Annotated in this window: 22 protein-coding genes; 4 read left to right on the top strand and 18 right to left on the bottom strand. The window is 61.0% G+C overall.

Translation table 11 applies throughout. From position 1 onward, the window contains the following. Window positions 1-349: 349 nt before the first annotated feature. Window positions 350-979, bottom strand: coding sequence for a hypothetical protein (locus tag QNI81_RS03300; RefSeq protein WP_283967358.1), 630 nt, complete (start codon window positions 977-979; stop codon window positions 350-352). Continuing rightward, the gene (locus tag QNI81_RS03295; RefSeq protein WP_283967357.1) at window positions 979-1,584 is read right to left on the bottom strand and encodes a riboflavin synthase; all 606 of its coding nucleotides are present in this window, start codon (window positions 1,582-1,584) and stop codon (window positions 979-981) included. Before QNI81_RS03295 ends, QNI81_RS03300 begins: the two co-directional genes overlap by 1 nt. A 296-nt stretch (window positions 1,585-1,880) precedes the next feature. Between QNI81_RS03295 and QNI81_RS03290 the strand changes: the two genes are divergently transcribed. The 3 genes from QNI81_RS03290 to QNI81_RS03280 all read left to right on the top strand — a co-directional run bounded on the left by QNI81_RS03290 (window position 1,881) and on the right by QNI81_RS03280 (window position 6,464). Continuing rightward, window positions 1,881-3,185: a capsule polysaccharide biogenesis protein gene (locus QNI81_RS03290; protein WP_283967356.1), complete on the top strand. Its 1,305-nt coding sequence runs from the start codon at window positions 1,881-1,883 to the stop codon at window positions 3,183-3,185. 105 nt (window positions 3,186-3,290) lie between these two features. Beyond that, window positions 3,291-4,418: a polysaccharide biosynthesis/export family protein gene (locus tag QNI81_RS03285; RefSeq protein WP_283967355.1), complete on the top strand. Its 1,128-nt coding sequence runs from the start codon at window positions 3,291-3,293 to the stop codon at window positions 4,416-4,418. A gap of 6 nt (window positions 4,419-4,424) precedes the next feature. Further along, the gene (locus QNI81_RS03280; protein ID WP_283967354.1) at window positions 4,425-6,464 is read left to right on the top strand and encodes a capsule polysaccharide biogenesis protein; all 2,040 of its coding nucleotides are present in this window, start codon (window positions 4,425-4,427) and stop codon (window positions 6,462-6,464) included. Window positions 6,465-6,529: 65 nt separating this feature from the next. On the opposite strand, the gene ribD is transcribed toward QNI81_RS03280, so the two are convergent. From ribD to QNI81_RS03210, 14 genes are all read right to left on the bottom strand, one after another. After that, window positions 6,530-7,606: a bifunctional diaminohydroxyphosphoribosylaminopyrimidine deaminase/5-amino-6-(5-phosphoribosylamino)uracil reductase RibD gene (gene ribD / locus QNI81_RS03275; protein WP_283967854.1), complete on the bottom strand. Its 1,077-nt coding sequence runs from the start codon at window positions 7,604-7,606 to the stop codon at window positions 6,530-6,532. A 71-nt stretch (window positions 7,607-7,677) separates the two neighbouring features. Further along, window positions 7,678-8,145 (bottom strand): transcriptional regulator NrdR, encoded by a 468-nt coding sequence (gene nrdR / locus QNI81_RS03270; RefSeq protein WP_005627306.1) that lies wholly within the window; start codon window positions 8,143-8,145, stop codon window positions 7,678-7,680. A gap of 143 nt (window positions 8,146-8,288) precedes the next feature. Beyond that, window positions 8,289-8,720 (bottom strand): secondary thiamine-phosphate synthase enzyme YjbQ, encoded by a 432-nt coding sequence (locus tag QNI81_RS03265; protein ID WP_283967353.1) that lies wholly within the window; start codon window positions 8,718-8,720, stop codon window positions 8,289-8,291. 4 nt (window positions 8,721-8,724) lie between these two features. Next, entirely contained in the window at window positions 8,725-9,183 is a 459-nt protein-coding gene (locus tag QNI81_RS03260; RefSeq protein WP_065322791.1) for a hypothetical protein, read from the bottom strand. Window positions 9,184-9,304: 121 nt separating this feature from the next. Beyond that, entirely contained in the window at window positions 9,305-9,598 is a 294-nt protein-coding gene (locus QNI81_RS03255) for a hypothetical protein (RefSeq protein WP_225264604.1), read from the bottom strand. A 217-nt stretch (window positions 9,599-9,815) separates the two neighbouring features. Next, window positions 9,816-10,274: a hypothetical protein gene (locus QNI81_RS03250; RefSeq protein ID WP_283967352.1), complete on the bottom strand. Its 459-nt coding sequence runs from the start codon at window positions 10,272-10,274 to the stop codon at window positions 9,816-9,818. A 279-nt stretch (window positions 10,275-10,553) separates the two neighbouring features. Continuing rightward, window positions 10,554-12,548 (bottom strand): RNA polymerase sigma factor RpoD, encoded by a 1,995-nt coding sequence (gene rpoD, locus QNI81_RS03245; protein WP_110365742.1) that lies wholly within the window; start codon window positions 12,546-12,548, stop codon window positions 10,554-10,556. A 165-nt stretch (window positions 12,549-12,713) separates the two neighbouring features. Continuing rightward, window positions 12,714-14,723: a DNA primase gene (dnaG, locus tag QNI81_RS03240; protein ID WP_283967351.1), complete on the bottom strand. Its 2,010-nt coding sequence runs from the start codon at window positions 14,721-14,723 to the stop codon at window positions 12,714-12,716. 67 nt (window positions 14,724-14,790) lie between these two features. Beyond that, window positions 14,791-15,150, bottom strand: coding sequence for a hypothetical protein (locus QNI81_RS03235; RefSeq protein WP_005654777.1), 360 nt, complete (start codon window positions 15,148-15,150; stop codon window positions 14,791-14,793). A gap of 38 nt (window positions 15,151-15,188) precedes the next feature. Then, window positions 15,189-15,731, bottom strand: coding sequence for a sarcosine oxidase subunit gamma (locus QNI81_RS03230; RefSeq protein WP_283967853.1), 543 nt, complete (start codon window positions 15,729-15,731; stop codon window positions 15,189-15,191). Between the two features lie 7 nt (window positions 15,732-15,738). Beyond that, window positions 15,739-18,684 (bottom strand): sarcosine oxidase subunit alpha family protein, encoded by a 2,946-nt coding sequence (locus QNI81_RS03225; RefSeq protein WP_283967350.1) that lies wholly within the window; start codon window positions 18,682-18,684, stop codon window positions 15,739-15,741. Next, window positions 18,681-18,959, bottom strand: a complete 279-nt coding sequence (locus tag QNI81_RS03220; protein WP_283967349.1) for a sarcosine oxidase subunit delta — start codon at window positions 18,957-18,959, stop codon at window positions 18,681-18,683. The genes QNI81_RS03225 and QNI81_RS03220 overlap by 4 nt, the downstream gene beginning before the upstream one ends. Window positions 18,960-19,025: 66 nt before the next feature. Next, window positions 19,026-20,291 (bottom strand): sarcosine oxidase subunit beta family protein, encoded by a 1,266-nt coding sequence (locus QNI81_RS03215; RefSeq protein ID WP_065322798.1) that lies wholly within the window; start codon window positions 20,289-20,291, stop codon window positions 19,026-19,028. 526 nt (window positions 20,292-20,817) lie between these two features. Beyond that, the gene (locus tag QNI81_RS03210; RefSeq protein WP_065322799.1) at window positions 20,818-21,864 is read right to left on the bottom strand and encodes an alcohol dehydrogenase family protein; all 1,047 of its coding nucleotides are present in this window, start codon (window positions 21,862-21,864) and stop codon (window positions 20,818-20,820) included. Between the two features lie 74 nt (window positions 21,865-21,938). Here QNI81_RS03210 and QNI81_RS03205 point away from each other — a divergent pair, with 74 nt between their 5' ends. After that, a complete protein-coding gene (locus QNI81_RS03205; RefSeq protein WP_283967348.1) occupies window positions 21,939-22,454 on the top strand; it encodes a TetR/AcrR family transcriptional regulator in 516 nt (171 codons plus the stop codon). Window positions 22,455-22,568: 114 nt separating this feature from the next. On the opposite strand, the gene QNI81_RS03200 is transcribed toward QNI81_RS03205, so the two are convergent. Beyond that, window positions 22,569-22,880 (bottom strand): VOC family protein, encoded by a 312-nt coding sequence (locus QNI81_RS03200; protein WP_283967347.1) that lies wholly within the window; start codon window positions 22,878-22,880, stop codon window positions 22,569-22,571. 77 nt (window positions 22,881-22,957) lie between these two features. Next, window positions 22,958-24,388 carry a Glu/Leu/Phe/Val family dehydrogenase gene (locus QNI81_RS03195; protein WP_114961533.1) on the bottom strand — a complete coding sequence of 477 codons (1,431 nt, stop codon included), beginning with the start codon at window positions 24,386-24,388 and terminating at the stop codon, window positions 22,958-22,960. Window positions 24,389-24,669 lie beyond the last annotated feature (281 nt).

Here is a 24,669-nt window from a genome sequence, read left to right as displayed (position 1 = left end):
ATGAGGGCCGGATCTTTCTTCTAACTCCAAATATCCCGGAGCGCGAGGCAGCGCCTCGCATCCCCGTTGCGCCCCAAGCGCACGCAGTGGTTATCAGCCTTAAGGGAAACAACAGTATATTGGCGGGGATCGCGATCATCCGCCGGACTTAAAACCTTCGGCATCACCAGGAGCTGGCTTCCCTTTTGGGGGAGCAGTGCAGAGATAACGTTGAGCACGCGGGGGGATACCCCCGGCCATTTCCGCCTTTGTGGCGGCGCCGTCCCTTTTACTTTGAACGCCTGCCGAACAGGTCGCACATTATGAAATGACCCGCCAAACGGAGCGCCAAGACTAGGCCGCCCCGGTGTTAGCTATGTGCGCCGTTCTTAAAATACTCCGCCGCGCTCAGGTAGGCGGCGGCGCGGCCTGCTGTGGTCCATTCTCGTTCCAGCGGCGCATCCCCGATCACCACGACCGATGCCCCGGACAAGCCACGCTGACGCATCACACTCTGTACCTTGTCGCGCATCGCGCCCCAGCCTTCGGTAAAGACAGGAGCCGGCCCTGCGATATCAATTTCCGGATTGACGGCCTCCACCACCTCCGGAGCGAGCGGGCGATAGATCAGCGCTAGGCGCCCTGCGTGCTCGACGCGCGCCAGTGCGGCGCGCTCAAGGTCCGGCAGGTGCGGGTCGCGCAACAGACGCAGCGCATTGGCAGAAAATAACAGCCCCAGCACATCCTGACCGGAGGTCTGGCGCACCTTGGCATAGGTCTTATAGTCCATGCCCAGCTCGGCGGCCCGTTTCAGGCGCATTTGCAGCACCAGCTTGGGGATGGTGTTTGGCATCAGTTTTTTCTGTGCCGAGCGCCACGCATGGGTGCGCCACAGCACTCCCGGCTCCATGCTGGGGCCACCGTTGTGCCCCAGCCCCGGCACCGACCCTGTGCCCTGTTCTGCGCCCTGTTCTGAGCCCCGTCCTGTGCCCGGCGACATCACAGGCTCTCCTGCAGGCGCGCCACATAACGGGCCAGCGTGTCGATCTCGAGGTTGATCAAATCCCCGACGCTGACATCCCCCCAAGTGGTGACCTCTTTGGTATGCGGGATGAAATTGATACCAAAATCACAACCCTCCACTTCATTCACCGTCAGTGAGGTGCCATTGAGCGCAACCGAGCCTTTGGGCGCAATAAAGCGCGCCAGATCCTTGGGCGCGCGCAGCGTGACGCGGGTGCTGTCTCCCTCATTGCGCATCTCGACCACTTCGGCCACGCCATCCACATGGCCCGACACGATATGGCCGCCCAGTTCATCGCCGACCTTCAGCGCGCGTTCCAGATTGACCCGCTTGCCGACAAACCAGCCCTTGTGATTGCCACGTCCATCAATGTTGGTTTTTGAAATAGTCTCGGCCGAGATCTGCACGTCATACCAATCCGGCCCCAGCGCCACCACGGTCAGGCACACCCCATCCGAGGCGATTGAAGCCCCCATGTCGATGCTGCCGGTGTCATAGGCCGTCTGGATGCGGGCGCGCAGGTCGCCGGTCTGTTCCAGCTCGGTGATGGTTCCCACATCGGTGATGATCCCGGTAAACATGGGCGAACTCCTTGATAGTGCCGCTTGAGAGTGCCGCGCCCCTGTCTTGCGGACGCCTTCCCACCAGAGCTAGCCCCTGCCCGCCTCCGGCTCAAGAGGCTCTCTGTGCCCCATAAGGCAATTGGTCATACTTTTGCTCTAGTTTAGGTTTAACAGACTTTACCAAGATTAGGTTTTCAGCAAAGACACCGTAAAACAAACCAGAACGCGTGAACACGGGCGAGATCAAACACCCTCTCGACAGGCCGCAACAGAATGGCCACGCCCGACCCATGTGACTATCGGATCGAGCACAGATGCCAAAGAGATCGACACACGGATCGACTGAATCCCGTAGCTTCTTGTTTTTGCAAGGCCCGCATGGGCCGTTCTTCGGCGCTTTGGCGCGTATGCTCCGGGCTGCTGGATGCGAGGTACGCCGGGTTGGCTTTAACGCAGGCGACCGGATGTTTTGGCCGGACAAGTCAAACTACATCGCCTTTCGCGACACATTAGAGGCATGGCCTGCGCGCTTTGCTGCCTTGCTTGAAGACCACGCCGTTACCGATATTGTGCTTTATGGCGACACCCGCCCCATTCACGCCCATGCGGTTGAAATTGCACGCACACGGGGCGTCACGGCTCACACCTTCGAAGAGGGCTACCTGCGCCCCTATTGGGTCACTTATGAACGTGATGGCACCAATGGCAACTCTCGGCTGATGCAGATGCCCGTTGCCGAGATGGAGCAGGCACTGGCGCAGAGTGATTTGGAAATGCCGATGCCACCTGCGCATTGGGGCGACACCCGCCAGCATGTGATTTACGGCGCGCTCTATCACTGGTTCGTCATGTTCTGGAATCAGCGTTACCGCAATTTCCGCCCCCACCGCGCGTTGCCGGTGACCAAGGAATTCCAGCTCTATCTCAACCGCCTGCTGATGATGCCGCTGCATGCGCTGCACCGCCGCTTTGCCACCGCCCGCATTCAGCGCGGCGGCTTTCCCTATCATCTGGCGCTGTTGCAGCTGGAGCATGACAGCGCCTTTCAGGCCCATTCGCCCTTTTCGACCATCACCGAATTCCTTGAGGTGGTCGTGGCCGGATTTGCCGAGGGCGCGCCGCGCCACCATCATCTGGTGTTCAAGGCGCATCCGCTTGAGGATGGCCGCGCCCCGATCCGTCGCGCGCTCAAACGGCTTGCGGCCGAACATGGCGTCGAGGGGCGTGTTCACTACGTGCGCGGAGGCAAGCTCGCAGGCCTTCTAAACGAGGCCCGCACCGCCGTCACCGTGAACTCCACCGCCGGTCAACAGGTCCTGTGGCGCGGCTTGCCGCTCAAGGTCTTTGGCCGCGCGGTCTACGACAAACCTGAATTTTCCTCGACCCAAAGCCTGGCGGAATTCTTTGCCACCCCTGCCCGCCCCGATGGCCGCGCCTATAAGCAATATCGCCGCTATCTGTTGGAAACCTCACAGTTTCCCGGCGGGTTCTATTCCCGCTCCGGGCGGCGGCAATTGCTGCGGCAGGTGGTGGATATGATGCTCTCTGCCGATGATCCCTATGATGCGCTCCTGCGCGGGACAGCAGCACCAAGGCAACACTTGCGGGTTGTGAGCTGACTCCAAATACAAGCGCGACTGGATTTTTACGTGACAGTCCGCTAATTTGGACGCAAAACTTGAGGCAAAATAAACATAGGTCGAGGAGACCGAGCAGTGAAACCCATGACTTTACGATGGGCGCGCCCCGTGGCCTTGCTGGCTGCGGTCGCCCTCGCAGCATCATGCGGGCTGCCCAAGGTGGGCCCGAATAAACGTCAGATCTTTGCAGGGTCCGTCCAGAAACAGGGCGACGCCTTTGTGGTATCCGTGAATGACCGCGTTGCGCGCGCCACCGCTGTGGTGCCCGCGCTTGGCTTTTCCGACCAATTCACCAAAGCCTCGGTTCTGACATCCGACATCATCCGCCCCGGCGATATCCTCGGCCTGACCATCTGGGAAAACGTCGATGACGGGCTGCTGGCCAGCGCAGGGGCCAATGCCACCCTGCTGGAAGAAGTGCAGGTCGACGGTGCGGGCTATATCTTTGTGCCCTACGCGGGCCGCGTGCGCGCCTCCGGCAATACGCCCGAGCAACTGCGTGAAGCCATCACCAAAAAGCTCGAAGATCAGACCCCCGATCCGCAAGTACAAGTGCGCCGCATGGCAGGCGATGGGGCCACTGTGAGCCTCACCGGTGCGGTCGGCGCGCAAGGCGTCTACCCGATTGAACGCCCCACCCGGACGCTGGCCACAATGCTGGCACAGGCGGGTGGTGTTGCGATCGAACCTGAGATTGCGCAGGTTTCCGTCACACGTCAGGGTAAGACCGGCACGATCTGGTTCGAGGATCTCTACGATCATCCCCAGCTCGATATTCCGCTGCGCAACGGCGACAAGATCCTCGTTGAGGGCGACACCCGTTCGTTCACCGCATTGGGCGCGACCGCCGCGCAGGCCCGCGTGCCTTTCGAGAGCCAGAACCTCTCCGCGCTGGAGGCCATCGCGCAGGTGGGTGGCCTGATTGCCACCGCCTCCGATCCGACCGGCGTCTTTGTGTTCCGCAATGAACCGGAGGCGATCTCCAATCAGGTACTGGGCCGGGACGATCTGGTCGGCGCACAGCGGATGATCTACGTGCTGAACCTCACCCAGCCTAACGGTCTGTTCATCGCCCGCGACTTCGTGATCCGCGACGGCGACACCATCTATGTGACCGAAGCACCCTATGCCCAGTGGACCAAAACGCTGTCGCTTCTGACCAGCCCGCTGTCCACGGCCGCAAGTGTCGAGACCCTGTTCGGCGGCAGCTAAGCGCAGATGATGCAAGGGCCTTTGCCGCATCCAGACGAGACAAAAACCGGGAGCCAGCGCTCCCGGTTGTTTGTGTATAATGGCGGCTTTCTGACCCAGTCCCGCGTGCGCCGTATCCTTGATCTGGCCGGGTATGACATCCGTCTTGGCCTGCCCAAGGAGGGCGATCTGGTCGGCATCTGGGGCGACAGCCCCACCGCCCATCGCGGCAAGAAAATCGCCGAGGAGCATGGCGCGCCCTTGGTGCGGATTGAGGATGCGTTCTTGCGCTCGGTGCATCCGGGTCGCAGCGGAGAGCCGCCGCTGGGCCTGCTGATCGACCGCACCGGCGTGCATTTTGACCCCTCCCTGTCGAGCGATCTGGTCACCCTGCTGAAAGACCATCCCCTCGATGACAGCGCCCTGATGAAACGAGCGCGCGATGCGATGGCGCGTTTGCAGGACGCCCATCTGAGCAAATACAACGCCTTCCACCCCGATGTGCCACCGCCGGAGCCCGGCTATGTGCTGGTGGTGGATCAGCTGCGCGAGGATGCCTCTGTTAAGGCATCCATCCCCTTTCCCGGTGCCGATCAGGGGCGGTTTCAGGAAATGCTCGCCTTTGCGCAGGAGGAAAACCCCGGCGCGCGCGTTCTTATTAAAACTCACCCCGAAACCACCAAGGGCCACCGGGCGGGCTATTTCGACGCACGCGATACCAGTGACCGGGTGGAGCTGTTTGACGCGCCGGTCTCGCCGCACCTGCTGCTGGAGGGCGCAGTCGGCGTCTATACGGTGTCGTCACAACTGGGGTTCGAGGCCATTCTGGCCGGTCACAAACCGCGCATCTTTGGCCAGCCGTTTTATGCAGGCTGGGGGCTGACTCAGGACGAGTTTCCCCCACCCGGCCGCCACCGTCGCCTGACCCGCGCGCAGCTTTTTGCGGCGGCGATGATCCTCTATCCCACATGGTATGATCCCCATCACGATCGGCTGTGCCAGCTCGAACAGGTGATCGATTCGCTGGAGGCTCAGGTGCGGGCGTGGCGCGAGGACCGCGCGGGCTGGGCCGCATCGGAAATCCGCCTGTGGAAGCGCGCGCCCTTGCAGCGGTTCTTTGGTCAGCACAAGCGCATGACCTTTACGGAAAAGACCAAGACCGCCAAAAAGAGCGGCAAGAACTGGATGGTCTGGGCCAGTAAGGCCACCAAGGACCACGCTGGCGCGCATCATCTTGAGGATGGCTTTTTGCGCTCGCGCGGGCTGGGGGCGGAACTGGTGCCGCCCTTGTCTCTGGTGCTGGACCGTCAGGGCATCTACTACGACCCCACCCGCCACAGTGATCTGGACGATCTGATCCGCGAGCGGGTGTCGCTGACGCCGCAGCAGGAACGCCGGATCGAGGCGTTGGTGATGCGGCTGATCAAGCATGAGGTCACGAAATATAACCTCGACGGCACGCTGCCGGATCTGCCCAAAGGCCACCGGGTGCTGGTGCCCGGTCAGGTCGAGGATGACGCCTCAGTCGAGATGGGTGCGGGCAAGATCAACAGCAATATGAAGCTGTTGCAGGCGGTGCGCGCGGCACGCCCCAATGCGGTGGTGATCTATAAACCGCACCCCGATGTGGAGGCTGGCCTGCGCAAGGGGCGCATCAAGCATGCCGAGACCTGGGCCGATGTGGTGGCCGAACACGCCAACCCGGCGGCGCTGATTGACAGCGTTGATGAGGTCTGGACCATGACCTCGCTTCTGGGGTTTGAAGCCCTGCTGCGCCGGGTGCCGGTGACCTGCGTGGGGCTGCCGTTTTATGCAGGCTGGGGGCTGACGCGGGATCGGCTGGAAGCGCCCCATTGGCGCGATGCACGCCCCGGCATCCTCGGCCTGGCCCATGCGGCATTGATTGATTATCCGCGCTATTTCGACCCGGTTTCCAACCTGCCCTGTTCGCCAGAGGTAGCGGTGGATCGGCTGATTGCAGGCGATCTGCCCTCGCCCGGTCCGATGAACCGCAGCCTGTCGAAACTGCAGGGTTTGTTTGCCTCATTTGCACCGCTTTGGCGCTGAGGCAGGATGCGAGGCGCTGCCTCGCGCTCCGGGATATTTTTAAGAAGATGAAAAGGGGTGCGGTCTCAACTTTGGGGGCGGCGCCAGCGGTGCAGGATGTCGGCGCCGACGGGGCGAGTTTCGATCAGCTCAAAGCGTGGGGCCTCTTGGAGGTGGCCAATGCCAAGCGCGCCAATGGACGGCAGACCTTCGGCCCCGATGGCCAGCCCGGCGCTAAAGCCGATTAGTTCATCCACCAGATCATGCGCGAGAAGGGTGGCGGCAAGTGCGCCACCGCCCTCGCAGAACACCCGTGTCAGCCCGGCGCTGCCCAATTGTTCCAGCACGTCATGCGGGTCAAGCTGGGTGCCCAGAGCGTTGCAAGGCAGAAGCTGCGCACCCAGCCCCTCCCATGCGCGCAGGCGTTCGGTGTCGGCACCCGTTCCGTGGCATAGATAAAGCGGGATGTCCTTGGCGCTGCGGGCCAGTTGGCTCATCAAGGGCAGGTCAAGATGGCGGGAGACCACCACGCGGGCGGGCTGGTGATCAATGCCAAGATCGCGCACGGTGAGCGAGGGATCATCGGCGCGCGCGGTGCCTGCGCCGACCATGACCGCGTCATGGCGCGCGCGCATCGCATGGACCATGCGGCGGGCCTCGGGGCCGGTGATCCACTGACTCTGCCCCGATCCGGTGGCGATGCGCCCGTCAAAACTGGAGGCGAGTTTCAGCGTCACAAAAGGGCGGCCCTGTTCGGTTCTGAGAAAGAAGCCCTCGTGGTCAAAGCCTGCTTCCTCGGTGCGGATACCAGTGGTGACTTTGATGCCCGCGGCGCGCAGCATTTCAAAGCCTTGTCCGCTGACGCGAGGGTCGCTGTCCTCAATCGCGGCGACCACACGGGCGATGCCTGCATCAATCAGCGCCTGCGCGCAGGGTGGGGTCTTGCCGTGATGCGAGCAGGGTTCAAGGCTCACATATGCGGTGGCCCCGCGGGCGGCTGCACCGGCCTGCGCCAGCGCGATCGGTTCGGCATGCGGGCGGCCACCGGGCTGGGTCCAGCCCCGCCCCACCACGCGACCCTGTTTTACGATGACGCAGCCCACAGCCGGGTTTGGCCATGTGCGCCCCTGCCCCCGTCGCCCGAGCGACAGGGCAAGCCCCATAAACCGATGGTCGCTTTTGCTCACTGGATCAGACCTTTCGCCGGGCTATGCGCAGGCAGCAGGGCCGGGATTTACGTCTCGGGCGGCGCCGGGGGGCGCAACTCGTGCACGAAGTCCTCAAAATCATCCGCCGCCTGGAAATTCTTGTAGACGCTTGCAAAGCGAACATAGGCGACAGTGTCGATGCGGGCCAGAGCCTCCATCACGATTTCGCCGATCTTCTTGGAGGCGATATCCGTCTCGCCCATGCTCTCCAGTCGGCGCACGATGCCGGAAATCATCTGATCGATACGCTCCGGGTCGACCGGGCGTTTCTGCATTGAGATGCGAATGGAGCGTTCCAGCTTGTCGCGGTCGAAATCTTCACGTTTGCCGTTGGTCTTGATCACCACGAGGTCGCGCAGCTGCACCCGCTCATAGGTGGTGAAACGGCCGCCACAGGCCGGGCAGAAGCGGCGTCGGCGGATCGAGACGTGATCCTCCGCCGGACGCGAGTCCTTAACTTGCGTATCGACATTTCCGCAAAATGGGCACCGCATCCTCGGGCTCCTCCCCTCGAGACAGATCGTTCTAGTGCGCAGGTTCGCGCATTTATCCACAACTATAGGGGAGCTGCTAGGATTTGGGTAGAGGGGAAATTCAACCCCAAGACCTTGGTAGGTTTCGCGCCTGTTTTATCGCCTTATCCGGTGAGATGCGCAAAGATACGGCGCTGATGCGGGGCGTCGCGGTGTTCAAAGAGGTAGATCCCCTGCCAGGTGCCGAGCACCATTTCGCTGCCCGAGACAGGGATCGACAGGCTCACCGGCATCATCGCGGCCTTGATATGGGCGGGCATATCATCTGGTCCCTCATAGGTGTGACGCAGATAGGACATGTCGGGATGCGTGGTCGGCGGCACGAGGCGCGCAAAAAAGGCGCTGAGATCGCTTTGCACATCGGGGTCGGCGTTCTCTTGTATCAGCAAAGAGCAGGAGGTGTGGCGCACAAAGAGTGTCAGCAGCCCCTGCGGGTGCGCCCAATCTGCCACAAAGGCGCGGATCTCTTGGGTGATCTCATAGAGTCCCTGCCCGCGTGTCGGCTGGATGAATTCGCGCTGCTGCACGGCGGGCAACGGGTCAGAAGAAGAACAGCGGTTCGAGATCGCGGCAGAAACTATCGCCGCTGGAGACGCTGAAATTATCGCCGGGCTTAAAGCCAAAGGTGTTGATAAACGGACGCTTTCCTTCGGCACTGGGCACGTGTGACAGGGTAAAGGTGACGCTGTCGATGCGCCCGCTCACGGTGCTGGGCGCGCGCCCTTTGGCGACATAGATGTCCTGCGACCAGTCCGCGCCAAGGCGGCGACGGGCGTATTCAGAGGCCGCGCACCAATAGGCCGCCCCTTGCGCACCGATTTCCGGCACCACCTCGAAGCTTCCGTCGTCGAGCGCGTAAATGCGGGCAAGCGCGCGGGACGAGAAATAATCCGCTTGTGGTCCAGTGCTTTGCAGATCGACACAGCCTGCCAGAGCAGCTGTCGCCGCAAGCGTTGAGAGCGTCAGGGCACGTGTGGCAGAGCGAGAGCGTGTGGGCATTGAAGGCATCCTTCTGGAGGGTTGCCCAGAATGTAGTGTAGCCCCGTGCCGGGGACAAGCCATGCCCGCCCGCACACCCGACCTTATGGCCGCCCTTGCACACTCTCCGGCTGGAATGGGTTTAGCGACGCGTGGGAAACTGGATGATTTCCGCCGTGTGGCCGTTGCCCAGTGTTTTTTCCAGAAGATCCAGCGCCTTTGGATTGGGCCGCTCGCCGCCATCCACGCGATAATAGGCGCGCGCTTTTTGGCGCAGCATTTCGCGGGTCTCTTGCGGGCTCATGCGAATGAGCTCCTGTTCGTGCTCGCGCAGGGCCGACACCAGAAAGGAATTAACCTCTGTCATCGTATCCAAAGCATCGAGCTTTTCGTCAAGCGCACCCAATGCGCTTTGCATTTCGTTGTTTCCACTCATGTTCACCCCCCGGTGTATGGCTTGAATGTATCACAAGCGCACGGGGTAGAAATAAATTATCGATTTCTTTAATCAATATTCTGACAGTGGTAATGGTTAACGAATTTGCCGAAATTGGTTAATAATATGTATACCCAACACCGGCCACGGCCCAATTGGGCTACCCCGGCTGGGATGCAGTTCAACCGCGTCTCTCAGACCAACATGCGTTACCGGCTTAACGATCGGCCTCTTTGGCATCCCACAATGGCAACGGATAGCCTGCATCGACGCTGCCCGCATCACACTCAAGCTGCGCCAGAGGCTCCTGCCCTTTTAGAACCGTAACACCCCCGCTGAGCCCATCCCCCTGTTCGGAGAAGCGGTCGATACTGTAGTGGACGCGGTAAGAGGTCTCGCCATTATGAAAGGTGAAATCCTCCCAGATTTCGCGCCCGACACCGGGCCATGGGGTCATCTCCACCTCATCCACATGGCGCGCAAGCGCCAGATCCGGGCGTCGCTCTGCAGTGCCAAAGGCATAGGTCGCGTGATCGCCCATCAAACAGGTCTCAAGGTATTTCGTACCCTCCTTGAGCGTACAGGACACCAGCGTGATAGACCCATCAGGGCAGGACAGCGCCGGGGTTGCAAAGAGGGTCGCAAGGATCGCGGCGCATTTGGTCACGGGTTTCATGGTCTTAAATACCTGTGTTGAGACGTCTTATATTAAATCACACGCAGCACATCCACGCGCGCATCTAAATTGCACAGAGATGAAACAACAGGGCCGAGATCATTTCAACTGTGCAAAAGGGACAAAGCAGATGGCCCAGCTCAAACCAGCCCGCCTATATAAGTCCGGCATTACGCCGCGATGAATGAACACCCACACGACGCATATAATATGCATTGCAACTATAGGTAGCCCTATAAAAAACGCCCCCTTGCGGGGGCGCTTTTATCATCATGGGTCTTACTGATCGAGGAAGCTGCGCAGTTTGCGGCTGCGGCTTGGGTGCTTCAGCTTCCTGAGCGCCTTGGCCTCGATCTGACGAATCCGTTCGCGGGTCACGCTGAACTGCTGGCCAACCTCTTCGAGCGTGTGGTCGGTGTTCATGCCGATGCCAAAACGCATCCGCAGAACCCGTTCCTCGCGCGGCGTCAGGGACGCCAGAACCCGTGTGGTGGTTTCCTTGAGGTTTTCCTGAATGGCGCTGTCCAAGGGCAGCACGGCATTCTTGTCCTCGATGAAATCGCCCAGCTGGCTGTCTTCCTCGTCGCCGATGGGGGTCTCAAGAGAGATCGGCTCCTTGGCGATTTTCATCACCTTGCGGACCTTCTCGAGCGGCATTTGCAGCTTTTCGGCCAGTTCTTCCGGCGTCGGCTCGCGGCCGATTTCATGCAGCATCTGACGGCCGGTGCGGACCAGCTTGTTGATGGTCTCGATCATATGCACCGGAATACGGATGGTGCGCGCCTGATCGGCGATCGAGCGGGTGATCGCCTGACGAATCCACCACGTCGCATAGGTCGAGAACTTGTAGCCGCGACGGTATTCGAACTTGTCCACCGCCTTCATCAGGCCGATGTTGCCTTCCTGAATGAGGTCGAGGAACTGCAGGCCGCGGTTGGTGTACTTCTTGGCGATGGAGATCACGAGGCGCAAGTTGGCCTCGACCATTTCCTTCTTGGCCTGACGGGCCTCTTTTTCACCTTTTTGCACCTGCTGCACGATGCGGCGGAATTCCGAGATGTCCAGACCGACGTACTGACCGACCTGCGCCATATCCGCGCGCAGTTCTTCAACCTTGTCGGTGGAGCGTTCGATGAACATCTGCCAGCCGCGACCGGGCTTTTCGCCCATTTCCGCCAGCCAGTTCGGATCGAGTTCACGACCACGGTAGGCTTCGACAAATTCCTTGCGGTTGATGCGGGCCTGATCCGCCAGCTTCACCATGGCACTGTCGATCTGCATGACGCGGCGGTTGATGCCATAGAGCTGGTCGATCAGCGCCTCGATGCGGTTGTTGTGCAGATGCAGACCGTTCACCAGTTCCACGATCTCAGACCGCAGCTGCTGGTATCTGGCCTCATCGTCCTTGGAAAAGGAGCCGTCCTCGTTAAGGGTCGCGGAGATCCGCAGATCCTGCATTTCCGACAGCGTCACAAAGTCGTTGGAGATGCGCTCCAGCGTCTCCAGCACACGATCCTTCAGCGCCGCTTCCATGGCCGCAAGGGACATGTTGGCCTGATCATCGTCGTCGTCGTCATCGTCGTCGTTGTTGAGGATCGGGTTGCCGTCGGCGTCGAGCTCCGGGCCGGAGTCCTTTTCAGGCTTGGCCGCACCGGACACCGCCGAAGGGTCCACCACCGGCTCTGCCACATCGCCCTCTTCATCCATCTGGTTGCCAAAGGTGGCCTCCAGATCAATGACGTCGCGCAGCAGAATGTCCTCGGAGAGGAGTTCGTCGTGCCAGATGGTAATCGCCTGGAAGGTCAGCGGGCTTTCGCAGAGCCCAAGGATCATGGTGTTGCGACCGGCCTCGATGCGCTTGGCGATGGCAATCTCGCCCTCGCGCGACAGAAGCTCCACGCTCCCCATCTCGCGCAGGTACATGCGCACCGGATCGTCCGTGCGATCCAGCTTCTCGGTCCCGGTTCCGGCGACGGCAACCTCGCGGTTGGATTCCGTCGTCACCAGTTCCGTGGTGCCTTTGTTCTCTTCTTCCTCGGCGTCTTCATCTTCAATGATGTTGATGCCCATTTCCGACAGCATGGACATGACGTCCTCGATCTGTTCGGAGGAGACCTGATCCGGCGGCAAAACCTGATTGAGCTGATCGTAGGTAATGTAGCCCTTCTCACGGGCTTCGGCGATCATCTTCTTGACTTGCGCCTGGCTCATGTCGAGCGAGATTTCGGCGTCCTGATCGTCAGGCTTGCGGTCGTCAGTATCTTTGGCGGCCATTCAATGCTCCTCTAAGGGGCTGCGGGCGATTCGGGTGGAGCGAATCTTTAGAGCGCTCTCGTGATTCGTCACCCCGTTTACCCAATTTTTCTGTAGGCTTCTTTAGCAAAACGTCACATCGCGGCGTCGCGGCCACAGTTGGCGGTGCGATTCGCGGCTGATTCGTCACTTGCTGTTGAAACCGATTCGCTTGAGCAGGTCCCCGAAGGCATCGCGCTCATCCCGATTGAGCCGCGCCCCGTTTTCACCCACATCATAAGTTGCCTTATCCTCATTTTCACTGCGCACAGCCCGGTTGCGGGCCTCTGCCGCCTGACGCAAACGCCAGGTCAGGGCCTCGTCCGCCAGACCGTCCAGATCCTCCTCGGCTTCCGCCAGTTCGGCATTGAGCCCCGCGATGCTCTCGAGTTTTGCGAATTCCTCGGCCAGAGTCAGGCTGGCCATGTCTAGGTCGCCGGGTTTTCGCACGCAGGGGCTAATAGCCACATGGCGCAGCGACAGGAGGTTTTCAAGGGCATCCGGCCCAAGAGCATAGGCAATTTCATCGCGCAGTCGCTCTGGTGCATCGATTCCATAGCGCAAAACCAGATCGCGCAGGTGGGCGTGATCCATGTCCTGACACTGCATGCGCTCCAGATTGATCTCAAACTCCGGGATCACCGTTGGCGTGGTGATTGCGGTGGCGAGGATCACCGCCTCGCGCACACGGGCAAAATCCTGTTCTTCAGAGGAGGCCACCATCGACGCTCGTGTGGTGCTGCGCGGGGGCGGTGGTGCGCCCCATGGCATACGGCTGCCATCGCGAAATCCGCCCTGAACGCGGGAGCCCGATTTGTAACCGCCATACCGCTGGCCATAGCCGGTGCCCCCCTGCCCGCCACCGCCACGCTGACCGCGAAAGAGCTGAAAGCGCAGCTCCTTGATGTCTTCGGCGTAGTGCAGCCTGATGGAGGGATCGCGGATCAGTTTGATCTTTTCGCGCAGGGATTTGTCCAATGCCGCCTTGCGTTCGGGGCTGTCAAAGACGCGGCCTTCGGTCTCGCGACGCCACAGCAGCTGCACCATCGGGATCGCCTGATCCAGCACCGTCTGCACCGCCTCTGGCCCCTCAGCGCGGATCAGGTCATCCGGGTCCTTGCCCTCGGGCATGATGGCAAACCGCAAGCTTTTGCCAGCCTCCAGCAAGGGCAGTGCCATGTCGATCAACCGCATCGCCGCGCGCAGACCGGCGGTGTCCCCATCCAGCGCAATCACCGGCTCGTCCGACATCCGCCACAGCAAATGCAGCTGATTATCCGTCACCGCCGTGCCCAGAGGCGCCACGGCAGAGGCAAACCCGGCCTCAGACAGCGCGATCACATCCATGTAGCCTTCGGCCACGATCAGCGTGCTGCCCCGCCCCGAGGCCGCCCGCGCGGGCCCGTGGTTGTAAAGGTTGCGCCCCTTGTCAAACAGCTCGGTTTCCGGCGAATTCAGGTATTTGGCGTTATCATTGGGGTCCATGGCGCGGCCCCCGAATGCAATGGCGCGGCCCCGTGCATCGCGGATCGGGAACATGATCCGGTTTCGAAACACATCATAGGGTTTGCCGCCCTTGTTCGAGGGCTTGGCCAGCCCTGCACCGAGGATCAGATCATCCGCGACATCCTTACCCTTGAGCGCGTCCCAGAGGTTCTGCCAGCCATCGGGAGCAAAGCCGATCTCCCAGCGATCCAGCGCCGCCGGATCGAGCCCACGACGCGCCAGATAGGCGCGCGCCTCACTCGCGGCTTGGGTTTTGAGTTGCAGGCGGAAGTAGTGCACCGCCTGTTCCATCACCTCAGCCAGCTGCGTGCGGCGGTCCTGTTTCTCGGCCGCCTTGGGGTCGCGCTTGGGCATCTCAAGGCCCGCCTCGCCCGCAAGGATTTCCACCGCCTCCATGAAGGAGACATTCTCCGTCTCCTGCACGAATTTCAGCGCATCGCCCTTGGCGTGGCAGCCAAAGCAGTAATAAAATCCCTTGCGGTCATCCACATGAAAAGACGCGGTTTTTTCATGGTGAAAGGGGCACGGAGACCACATGTCACCCTTGCCCGGCTGGCTTTTGCGCTGATCCCACATGACCTTACGCCCGACCACGTCGGACAGGCTCACACGGGTGCGCAATTCATCAAGGAATCCGGGCGGCAGCGACATTCACAAAGGGTCCAGTTGTGTGCAAGGGAGCGGCCCGCACAGGGGGCCGCTCAAACGCAGGTTCAGATCAGTTTCCAGAGAGGTTTTTCTTCATTTCCTGGATCTGGTCCCAGTTTTGCACGCATTGGGTCTCGAACACATCGCCAAGGTCGACGTTTTTCAGATCGCGGCGCTTCATCTGATAGACATGCTGGGTGAGCTGCGGGATCGCGTTGGAGAAATTCTCCGGCCACTCAGGGTTGCTGGCGCGGATGGTCTCTTCGACCTTGCCCTCGGGCACCCGGTCCAGACGTGCAGCTTGCACGGCGGCCATCACCTGCCCCTGATATTTGCAGCTTTCCTCCTTGCCGAGGTCTGCAGCAGCGACTGCGGGGGTGGCGAAGAGGGGCGCGGCCACAAGTGCGGCTGCGAAGATGTTGCGGATCATGGATCAGCTCCGGAATCAGTTTCGTGATCCCCGTTAATCTAGCCCCGTGCCGCCACGGCTTCCATGGCTCTTTTCAGATCGTGAACAAGCGTGTCTGCAAATGAGCGGAACACCATGATTTGCAAGGATTTTGGCCCGATCCGTGTGATCGACGCCATCATGTGTTTCAGCTCCGTGCGTGCGGTGTGGCCGCGTTTGAACACCTGTGGCCGCAGATCAATGGGCACCAGACGGGCCATCACCTCTTCGGCCTGCGCGCCCTCCAGCCGCACCACCGCCCAGCCATCGCTGAGGTCGGTGAGCGCTGCATGCGCCGCCAGTTTGGGATCGGCCACGGGGCCGACCAGCAGCGCCTGCGCCCGGCCAAACCAGATCGCGCGGGCCTCCGCCTTGCCGGTGGCGCGGTTGGGCGCGGGAAACCCCATGCCGTGCGCGGCGTTCAACGCATCGCTCAGCGGTTTTTCCTGCCCCTTGTAGGGCGCGATCAGGGTCATGGCGGCGGGTGTGTCCTCTGTGAGGGTCACATCACCAATGGTCAGCGGCAACAGCCCCGCGCAGGGGGATTTTGCGGCAAGTTGCATCTCAGTTTCAGCCACGAACGCGCCCTCCCTCAGGGTCAAAGAACACAGGGTTCACCACTTCGCACAGGGTGTCGATGCCCCGCGTGTGATCCACCAGCCGGATGGTATCGCCCATCCGGCCCGGCCCGCCCGACAGCATCGCCAGCCCGATCATATGCCCCAGCGTCGGCGAGAACCCCACCGAGGTCACATAGCCAAGGTCATTGACCCGCTCCACCGTGGCGTCCGGGTCAAACAGATGCGCCCCGGCGCTGAGCGCCTGCATCGCGCCCACGGGTTTGAGGCCCACAAGCCGCATCCGGTCGTCATCCATCAGCCCGTCCCGCTCCGACAAAGCCTTGCCCCAGCAGGATTTCTTTTTCGAGACCAGCCCCTGCATGCCAAGGTCAAAGGCGGTGACGGTGCCGTTGATCTCAGAATGGGTGATAAAGCCCTTCTCAATCCGAAGCACATTCAGCGCCTCCATCCCGTAAGGACCACCGCCTAAGGGGTCCGCCCGCTCCAGCAGCAGGCGATAAAGTGCCTCGCCATAGCGCGCGGGCACCGCGATCTCATAGGCGTGCTCGCCGGAAAACGAGATCCGGAACAGCCGCCCAGCCACGCCCTGCACAGTGATTGCCCCGCAGGCCATGAAGGGGAAGGTCTCACCGTTGACGTCCTCATCCACCAGCGCGTCGATCAGATCGCGCGCCTTGGGACCGGCCACCGAGAACTGCGCCCATTGATCGGTGACAGATGTGAACCGCACATCAAGATCCGGGCGCACCACCTGCGTGAGGTATTCCAGATGCGCCATCACCTGCCCCGCCGCCGCGGTGGTGGTGGTCATCACATAGTGGTTTTCTCCCAGCCGCGCGGTGGTGCCATCGTCCATGACAAAGCCGTCCTCGCGCAGCATCAGACCATAGCGCACGCGCCCTACCTTCAGGGTGGAGAACAGATTGGTATAGACCAGATCCAGCAGCTGTGCCGCGTCCGGTCCCTGAATGTCGATCTTGCCCAGCGTCGAGACATCGCAGACACCCACCGCATTGCGCACCATGGTGACCTCGCGATCGCAGGATTGCCGCCAGGTGCTCTCTCCGTCCTTGGCAAAATAGCTGGCGCGATACCACAGGCCAACCTCGATATTGGCCGCTCCGCGTGCCAGCGATGCCTTATGCGAGGTCAGATAGCGCTGCGGCATAAACCCCTGATCCTCGGCCCCTGCCCCCATCGCGGCGATGGACGTGGGCACGAAGGGCGGGCGGAAGGTCGTAACACCGGTTTCCGCAATACTGCGCCCGGTGGCATCGGCCAGCACCGCCAATGCAGCCACGTTGGAGTTCTTGCCCTGATCGGTGGCCATGCCTTGGGTGGTGTAGCGCTTCATATGCTCGACCGAGCGGAAGTTCTCCCGCGCCGCCTGCGCCACATCCTTGACGGTGACGTCGTTCTGGAAATCCAGCCACGCCCGCCCCTTGCCCGGCACCGCCCACAAGGGGCTGATCCGGTAGGGCGCATCGCTGGCCTCTGGCAATGGCAGAGCGTCAACCGATGTGCCAATGCTGGCCAGTGCGGTGATCGCCGCCTGCGCGCCGTCCTGCAAGGCACCATGGGTGGAAAACACCCCATTGGCGGCCCCTGCGACCACCATGCCCGGCACCGCATCCGGTTTTGGCAGGAAGGCCGCCAGCTCCCGATTCCACTCCGGCCGCGCGCCCATGTGGCAGGTCAGATGCACCGAGGGGTTCCAGCCGCCAGATACGGCCAGACAATCGGTTTGCAGCTTTTCCTCGCCATTGACGCTGCGGATGGTGACGCTCTCCAGCCGCTGCCGCCCGGCGCTGTCGCAAATCATCGCGCCCTTGATGACGGGGAATTCGCCACTGTCGGGCGCGTCATGGCGGCTGTCGATCACGGCGGTGACATGCACGCCCTCCGCCACCAGATCCCGCGCGGTGCGGTGGGCGTCATCGTTGTTGGCAAAGACGGTGATCCGCGCGCCGGGGGCCACCCCCCAGCGATTGAGGTAGGCCCGCACCGCCCCCGCCATCATGATGCCGGGGCGGTCGTTGTTGCGAAAGGCGATGGGACGCTCAATGGCCCCCGCCGCCAGCACCGAGGCTTTGGCGGCGATGCGCCAGAAACACTCGCGCGGGCGATGCGCGGTCTTCAGGGACTGGCTCGGCGGCAGGTGGTGCGAGACGCGCTCCAGCGCCGAATAGGTGCCCTGGTCATAGACGCCGGTGACCGCGGTGCGGGGCATCAGGCGGACGTTGTCCATGGACTCCAGCTCCGCCAGCACCTCTGCCACCCAGACATGCGCAGGCTTGCCATCGATCTCCTCAACCTCTGCCAGAAGACGCCCGCCCATGCGGCTGTCATCCTCGGCGAGGATCACATCCGCCCCCGCACGCCCCGCCGTCAGTGCCGCCATCAGCCCGGCCGGGCCAGACCCGATCACCAGCAGGTCACAAAAGGCGAAGGCCTTCTCGTAAGGGTCCTTGTTGGCCGCCCCGGACAAGGCCCCAAGCCCCGCCGCGCGCCGGATGATCGGCTCATAAAGCTTCTCCCACAGCGGCGCGGGCCACATGAAGGTCTTGTAATAAAACCCGGCCCCCAAAAAGGGCGCGGCCAGATCGTTCACCGCCATCACATCGCGCTCGACCGAGGGCCAGCAGTTCTGGCTCTGCGCTGCCAGCCCCTCAAACAGCTCCTGCTGGGTGGCGCGGATATTGGGATCTCGCGCCGCCCCTTTGCCGGTGCTGACCAGCGCGTTGGGCTCCTCAGACCCTGCGGTCAGGATGCCACGCGGACGGTGATATTTAAACGACCGCCCCACCAGATGCACATCATTGGCCAACAGGGCCGAGGCCAGCGTATCGCCTTCCAGCCCCATGTAATCCTTGCCATTAAACGAAAAATTGACGGTCCGATTGTGTGAGACCAGCCCCTTGCCCGCGATCCTCATGACCTCTCCTCCATGATCGCAAGGCCCGCGTCCTGCGCAAGCTCAACAGCCAAAATCTCATGAGACACGGTGTTGCGGCGGACCTTCAACCACGCCCCGCAGCCCATCGAGTGCTGCCAAAGCTCCTCATGCGGGCCAGCGGGGTTTTCACGCAGATGCACATGCGTGTCCCATGCCACCGTCCCAGCCTCCAAAGCAGGCACAGGCAGGGCCGCGCCCTTATAGGTGAACTCGCGATGATCGCGCGCGCCGCACAGCGGACAGGTGATCCTCATGACAACCGCCCCTTCATCTTCTTAAAAATATCCCCGCCGGAGGCTCCCCAGCTGCGCGACAGGCGCTTAGTGCAGATTATGTTGCGCACCGGTGCCCTCCTCATCCATCAGACCATAGCCGCTGCGGAACCGGTCCAGCTTGAACCGGGTGGCCGCCTCATGCGGGCGACCAGTGGCGATCAGATGCGCAAAACAATCCCCCGAGGCGGGCGTCGCCTTAAAGCCGCCATAGCACCAGCCCGCATTGAGATAGAGACCGTCAATCGGTGTCGTATCAATAATCGGCGAGCCATCCGGCGTCATATCCATAATGCCGCCCCAGCTGCGCAGCAGCCGCGCCTTGGTCACCGCAGGCACCATGGCGGTGATCGCCTCCATCACATGTTCCTGCGTTGGCAGATTGCCGCGCGCCGCATAAGAGCTGTAGAAATCCAGATTGCCACCAAACACCAACCCGCCCTTGTCGGATTGGCTGATATAGAGATGCCCGGCGGCAAAGGTGATGACGTGATCAATCACCGGCTTCAGCCCCTCAGAAACAAAGGCCTGCAACACATGGCTCTCGATGGGCAAGGTCAACCCGGCCATCGCCGCCACCTGCCCCGAGCGCCCCGCCGCCGCCAGCGCCACTTTCTTGGCTTTGATCGGGCCGCGCGCCGTCTGCACACCGGTCACCTTGCCCCCTTCGACATCAATGCCGGTGACTTCGCAGTTCTGGATCAGATCGACACCATATTGATCCGCACCGCGCGCAAAGCCCCAGGCCACCGCGTCATGGCGTGCCGTCCCCGCACGGCGCTGCAGCAATGCGCCCATGATGGGAAAGCGGTTGTTGTCATAGTTCAGGAACGGCACCAGTTTCTTAAGCTGGTCACGATAGAGGATCTCTGCATCGTCGCCCTGATTGATGATGGAATTGGCGCGGCGCACGGCGGCGTCGCGCTGGCCATCGTTGTGAAACACATTCAGGATGCCGCGCTGGGACATCATGGCGTTATAATTCAGATCCTGCTCCATCCCCTCCCAGAGCTTCAGGGAATGGGAATAAAACTCAGAGTTGCCGGGCAGGTAGTAATTGGCGCGCACAATGGTGGTGTTGCGCCCGACATTGCCGCCGCCGAGGTAGCCTTTTTCAAGGACCGCAATATTCCTGAGGCCATGTTCCTTGGCGAGGTAGTAGGCCGTGGCCAGCCCGTGGCCGCCACCGCCCACGATGACCACATCATATTCGCGCTTCGGCTCCGGGTCGCGCCAATGGGCGGTCCAGCCCTTATTGCCGGTCAGCCCTTCTTTTAATACGCGCCAGCCGGAAAATTTTCCCGAAAACCCCATGGCCCACTCCCCAAACGGTGTCTCGACGTTGCGCTGCAGGAATACACAACGCACCCTCTGTGCCAAGTGCTAGCGGGTTTGAACCATGAGTCCTAGTCCGTACGCGACAAAGCAGCAGCCGATTGCCGCAGATGGGCACGAACTGGGCAGTTATGTCCAGTGCTAATTGCGTGCAGGATGTATCGACTCTAACGCTTTGATCGAATGCGACCCCCAAGTCAGATTGCTATCAAATCAGGTGGCGATGTTTGATCGGCTGCGGTTGAGGAAGCTGCTGCTCGATTGGCAGGTGGCGTAGGTTCGGCTTGGGTCCAAGCCTGAATGATGCGGCGCTGCGCACCGGCCGCTAGCGAAGCGCCGATAGTGTCCTTTGCAAAGTCTCGGGATCTGCCTCTTGGGCGGTCCCATGCTGCTCAAACTATAGAAGGAGCAGACCTTTGCGGCAGGTGCAGCCACCAACCATTACCGACCGTAAGCGATGCAGACCTAGCTGCCATTGAAGTAGCTGTTTTGACTGTCCGCCTTTTCACGAGACTTTCAGGACGATCTTACCTGTATGATCCTTGGCTTCAAAGCACGCTTGAGCGTCATTGATATCTTGCAGGTCAAATTCTTCGGCGACCAAAGGTGTGATCTCTGACCGCTCAATCCGCCCGATAAGATTGGCAAAAACCTGAGGCTCCAAAACAGTGCACCCGAAAAAACTGAGGTCCTTTAGGTACAATGTGCGTACATCCAATTCTACCATCGCGCCGCCGATGGCTCCCGCGACTGCGTAGCGGCCCCCTGATCTCAGAACGTCCAAAAGGCTCGGCCAAGTCGGACCTGCGACCAAGTCCACGACAACATCGACACTGCCGGTTCCGAGTTCATCCACCAAATCAGCATTGCGTGGCAGTGTGCGTTCGGCACCAAGCGAGCGTAGCGCATCTGCTTTGGCTGGGCTTGTGATTGCGATGATACGCGCGCCGCGCGCACGGGCAAGCTGAACGGTTGCAGATCCCACGCCACCAGAGGCCCCGGTCACCAACACTGTTTCACCAGCTTGCAGATTGGCGCGGGTCAGCATGTTTTCCGCAGTGGAATATGAACATGGAAAAGAGGCCAGTTCAGTATCACTGAGGGCGCTGGTGATTGCATAGGCGTGGCGGGCATCCACACGCGTGTATTGCGCGAACCCGCCATCACATTCCGACCCGAAATACCACGGCGGCATTTGCTCTGCACCATCGGCAAAGCGGATACACGGTTCAACCAAAACGCGCTGACCGATGCGGCCTGCATCAATATCAGACCCAACCGCTACGATTTCGCCGCAGACATCTGCGCCTTGAATACGAGGAAATTCCAGAGGCTTACCGGACCACGTGGCATCCTCTCCCTCCGCATCGCCTTTGGAATACCATGCTGTGCGGGTGTTGATATCGGTGTTATTCACCCCCGCTGCCCCCACGCGAATGATCACGTCGCCCGGCTCGGGCGAAGGCACCGGCAAATCTGTGCGAACTTCCAACTTGTCCGGCCCACCATGCCCCGTCAGGACAACACCGGTCATTTGTTGCGGAAGGATCATGTGTTTCTCCGGTAGAATGATTGCTCTACTTGCGTAAGTAGAGGGATCTCTCTACCACGTCAAGCATGACAAACATGACCACAAAGATCGCAGTTGGTTTGGAACGCGCTTTTGCGGCTCGGGGATTTTCTGAGCCAAGTGTCGAAGACCTGCGCGAAGCTGCAAGCGTCAGTCTACGCACGCTCTACAAATACGCCCCGTCTCGTGACGCTATGGTTCACATGGCCCTTGAGCATCGACATCGGCGCTACATCAACCATGTCTTCGGCGATCCCAAATATCAGGCGGCGCAGCCTATCGAGACGACACTGGACCGTATTGCAAACTGGATGAAAACAGAGGCAAGCCACGGTTGCTTGTTCCATGCAGCAGTAGCCTCCGCGCCCGACGATCAGGAATTGCGTCGCCTGTTGGAGCGGCACAAATCTGAAGTTTGTAGTCTTGCGGTGGCTATCTCAGACGAAACGGTCATCGAAACCGACCTGATGATCATCATCGAGGGCCTGACACAAGCATGGCCCCTCTGCAAAGACGCAGCACTCGCGAGCGCCAAGAGACTTGCACGCCTCGCCGCAAGTTCGCGGATCTAGACACGCCACAAACACAGAGCGGACATTGATGCGCTGTGCAGCACCCGTCACTCTGGGCTCGAAACGGACCTCGCCACACGGGCTTGGGTTGCTCGTGTCTGCGCTCAGAACAGGTCAGGTCAGCTCGCAGATCCCGGCTGGGGTCTCGATCATGGCGCGGTAGCGCCGCCCGGCGTCCCAGTCGGCTTGCACGCTGTCCTGATCGTCCAGCCCGAACCATCGTGCGCACGGGGGTGGCACTCCGTCAGGATCACGGGCCACGATCTCCAGATAGACGCGCCTGCCAAGCTGCAGACGGTGATTGTGGGTGCCCATGTAGATGTGCCGGGTGCCAAATGGCACCTTAAGCCCCAGGCACTCCTCTACATGCGCGCAGCCCTCCGCGAGTGAGGGCGCGATGACGGTCATGTGGTCGAGAAGCAGCATCACCTTCCCCCATCTGCTCCAAAACAAAAACGGCGGGATGATACCCGCCGTTTCCATTGATTGCGATAGGGTTCGCCTCAGAGGCCCTTGGCGCGGTAGCTTGCGGCCACTTTGCCGATGGAGACCAGATAGGCGGCGGTGCGCAGGTCAGAGACATCGTCACGCTCGTGCCAGACTTCGCGCATGGACTGATAGGCGATGCGCATGGTGTCATCGAGACCCGAACGCACCAGTTCCAGCTCGCCCGCACCGCGGAGGTATTTCTCCTTGAACTTGGGATCGAGCGTCCAGGCTTTGCCCATGCTCTCCGAGAGCATTTCAAGCTGGTCGACCACAAGCTGGTGGCGCGCCTCTTCCTGACGGCGCTGCATGCGGCCAAAACGGATGTGCGACAGGTTTTTGACCCACTCAAAGTAAGAGACCGTCACACCACCGGCGTTGGCATACATGTCAGGGATGATCACCGTGCCTTTTTTGCGCAGGATCTCATCCGCACCTGCGGTCACAGGACCGTTTGCAGCCTCGATGATCAGCTTGGCCTTCACGTTTTCGGCGTTGGAGAGGTTGATCACCCCCTCAAGCGCCGCCGGGATCAGGATGTCGCATTCTTCTTCGAGGTATTTGGCACCGTCCTTGATGTAGCGCCCGGAGGGGTAGCCATCGACGCCGTCGTGCTTTTCAATCCACGCGCGCAGATCCTCGATGTCAAAGCCGTTTTCGTCAAACAGCCCGCCATCGCGCTCAATCACGCCGACGATTTTACAGCCGTCTTCCTCAGAGAGGAATTTGGCCGCGTGATAGCCCACGTTGCCAAGACCCTGCACGATGACGCGTTTGCCATCCAGCGTGCCGGAGAGGCCGGCCTTGGCCTTGTCTTCCTCGTAGCGGAAGAATTCCTGCAACGCATATTGCACGCCGCGACCGGTGGCCTCGACCCGGCCAGCGATGCCGCCCGCATTGAGCGGCTTGCCGGTGACACAGGCGCGGGAGTTGATGTCCGTGGTGTTCATGCGGGCGTATTGGTCCGCAATCCACGCCATCTCACGCTCACCAGTGCCCATGTCGGGGGCGGGCACGTTCTGCGACGGGTTGATCAGGTCGCGCTTGGCCAGCTCATAGGCAAAGCGGCGGGTGATCAGTTCCAGTTCGTGTTCTTCATACTGGCGCGGGTCGATGCGCAGACCGCCCTTGGAGCCACCAAAGGGTGCCTCGACCAGCGCGCATTTGTAGGTCATCAGCGCCGCCAGCGCCTCGACCTCGTCCTGGTTCACGCCCATGGCATAGCGGATACCGCCCTTCACGGGTTCCATATGTTCGGAGTGGACCGAGCGATAACCGGTGAACGTATGCATCTGACCGCGCAGGCGCACGCCGAAACGCACCGTGTACGTGGCGTTACAAACGCGGATCTTCTCCTCAAGTCCAGGCGGCAGGTCCATCAGCGCCACCGCGCGGTTGAACATGAGATCCACACTTTCGCGGAAGCTGGGTTCTTTGAGATTGCTCATGGGATGATCCCCGTCCTTCTGAAACGACTCAAGCAGTTACTATGCGCCCCATCTATGCAGAGAACGTTACCAACTGCGACCGGTATTCCCCGATTTTGCACAAATTTTTGGCAGTTTGTGAACTTTTTCGAAAACGAATCGTTAATGGCCCTGCTCACGCTCAGGCGGGCCACGGCGGGATTGTTTCTATGTTGCAAACAACTCCTCAGACGCCCGGCGGATTAAGCTCAAACTTTCACTAGAAACGCCAATTTAGGCGGGATTTCGCCCCAGTTCAGCCA

Source organism: Tritonibacter sp. AK171, assembly GCF_030127025.1.
GTDB lineage: Bacteria > Pseudomonadota > Alphaproteobacteria > Rhodobacterales > Rhodobacteraceae > Epibacterium > Epibacterium mobile.
This window is presented reverse-complemented; position numbering and strand designations above follow the sequence as displayed.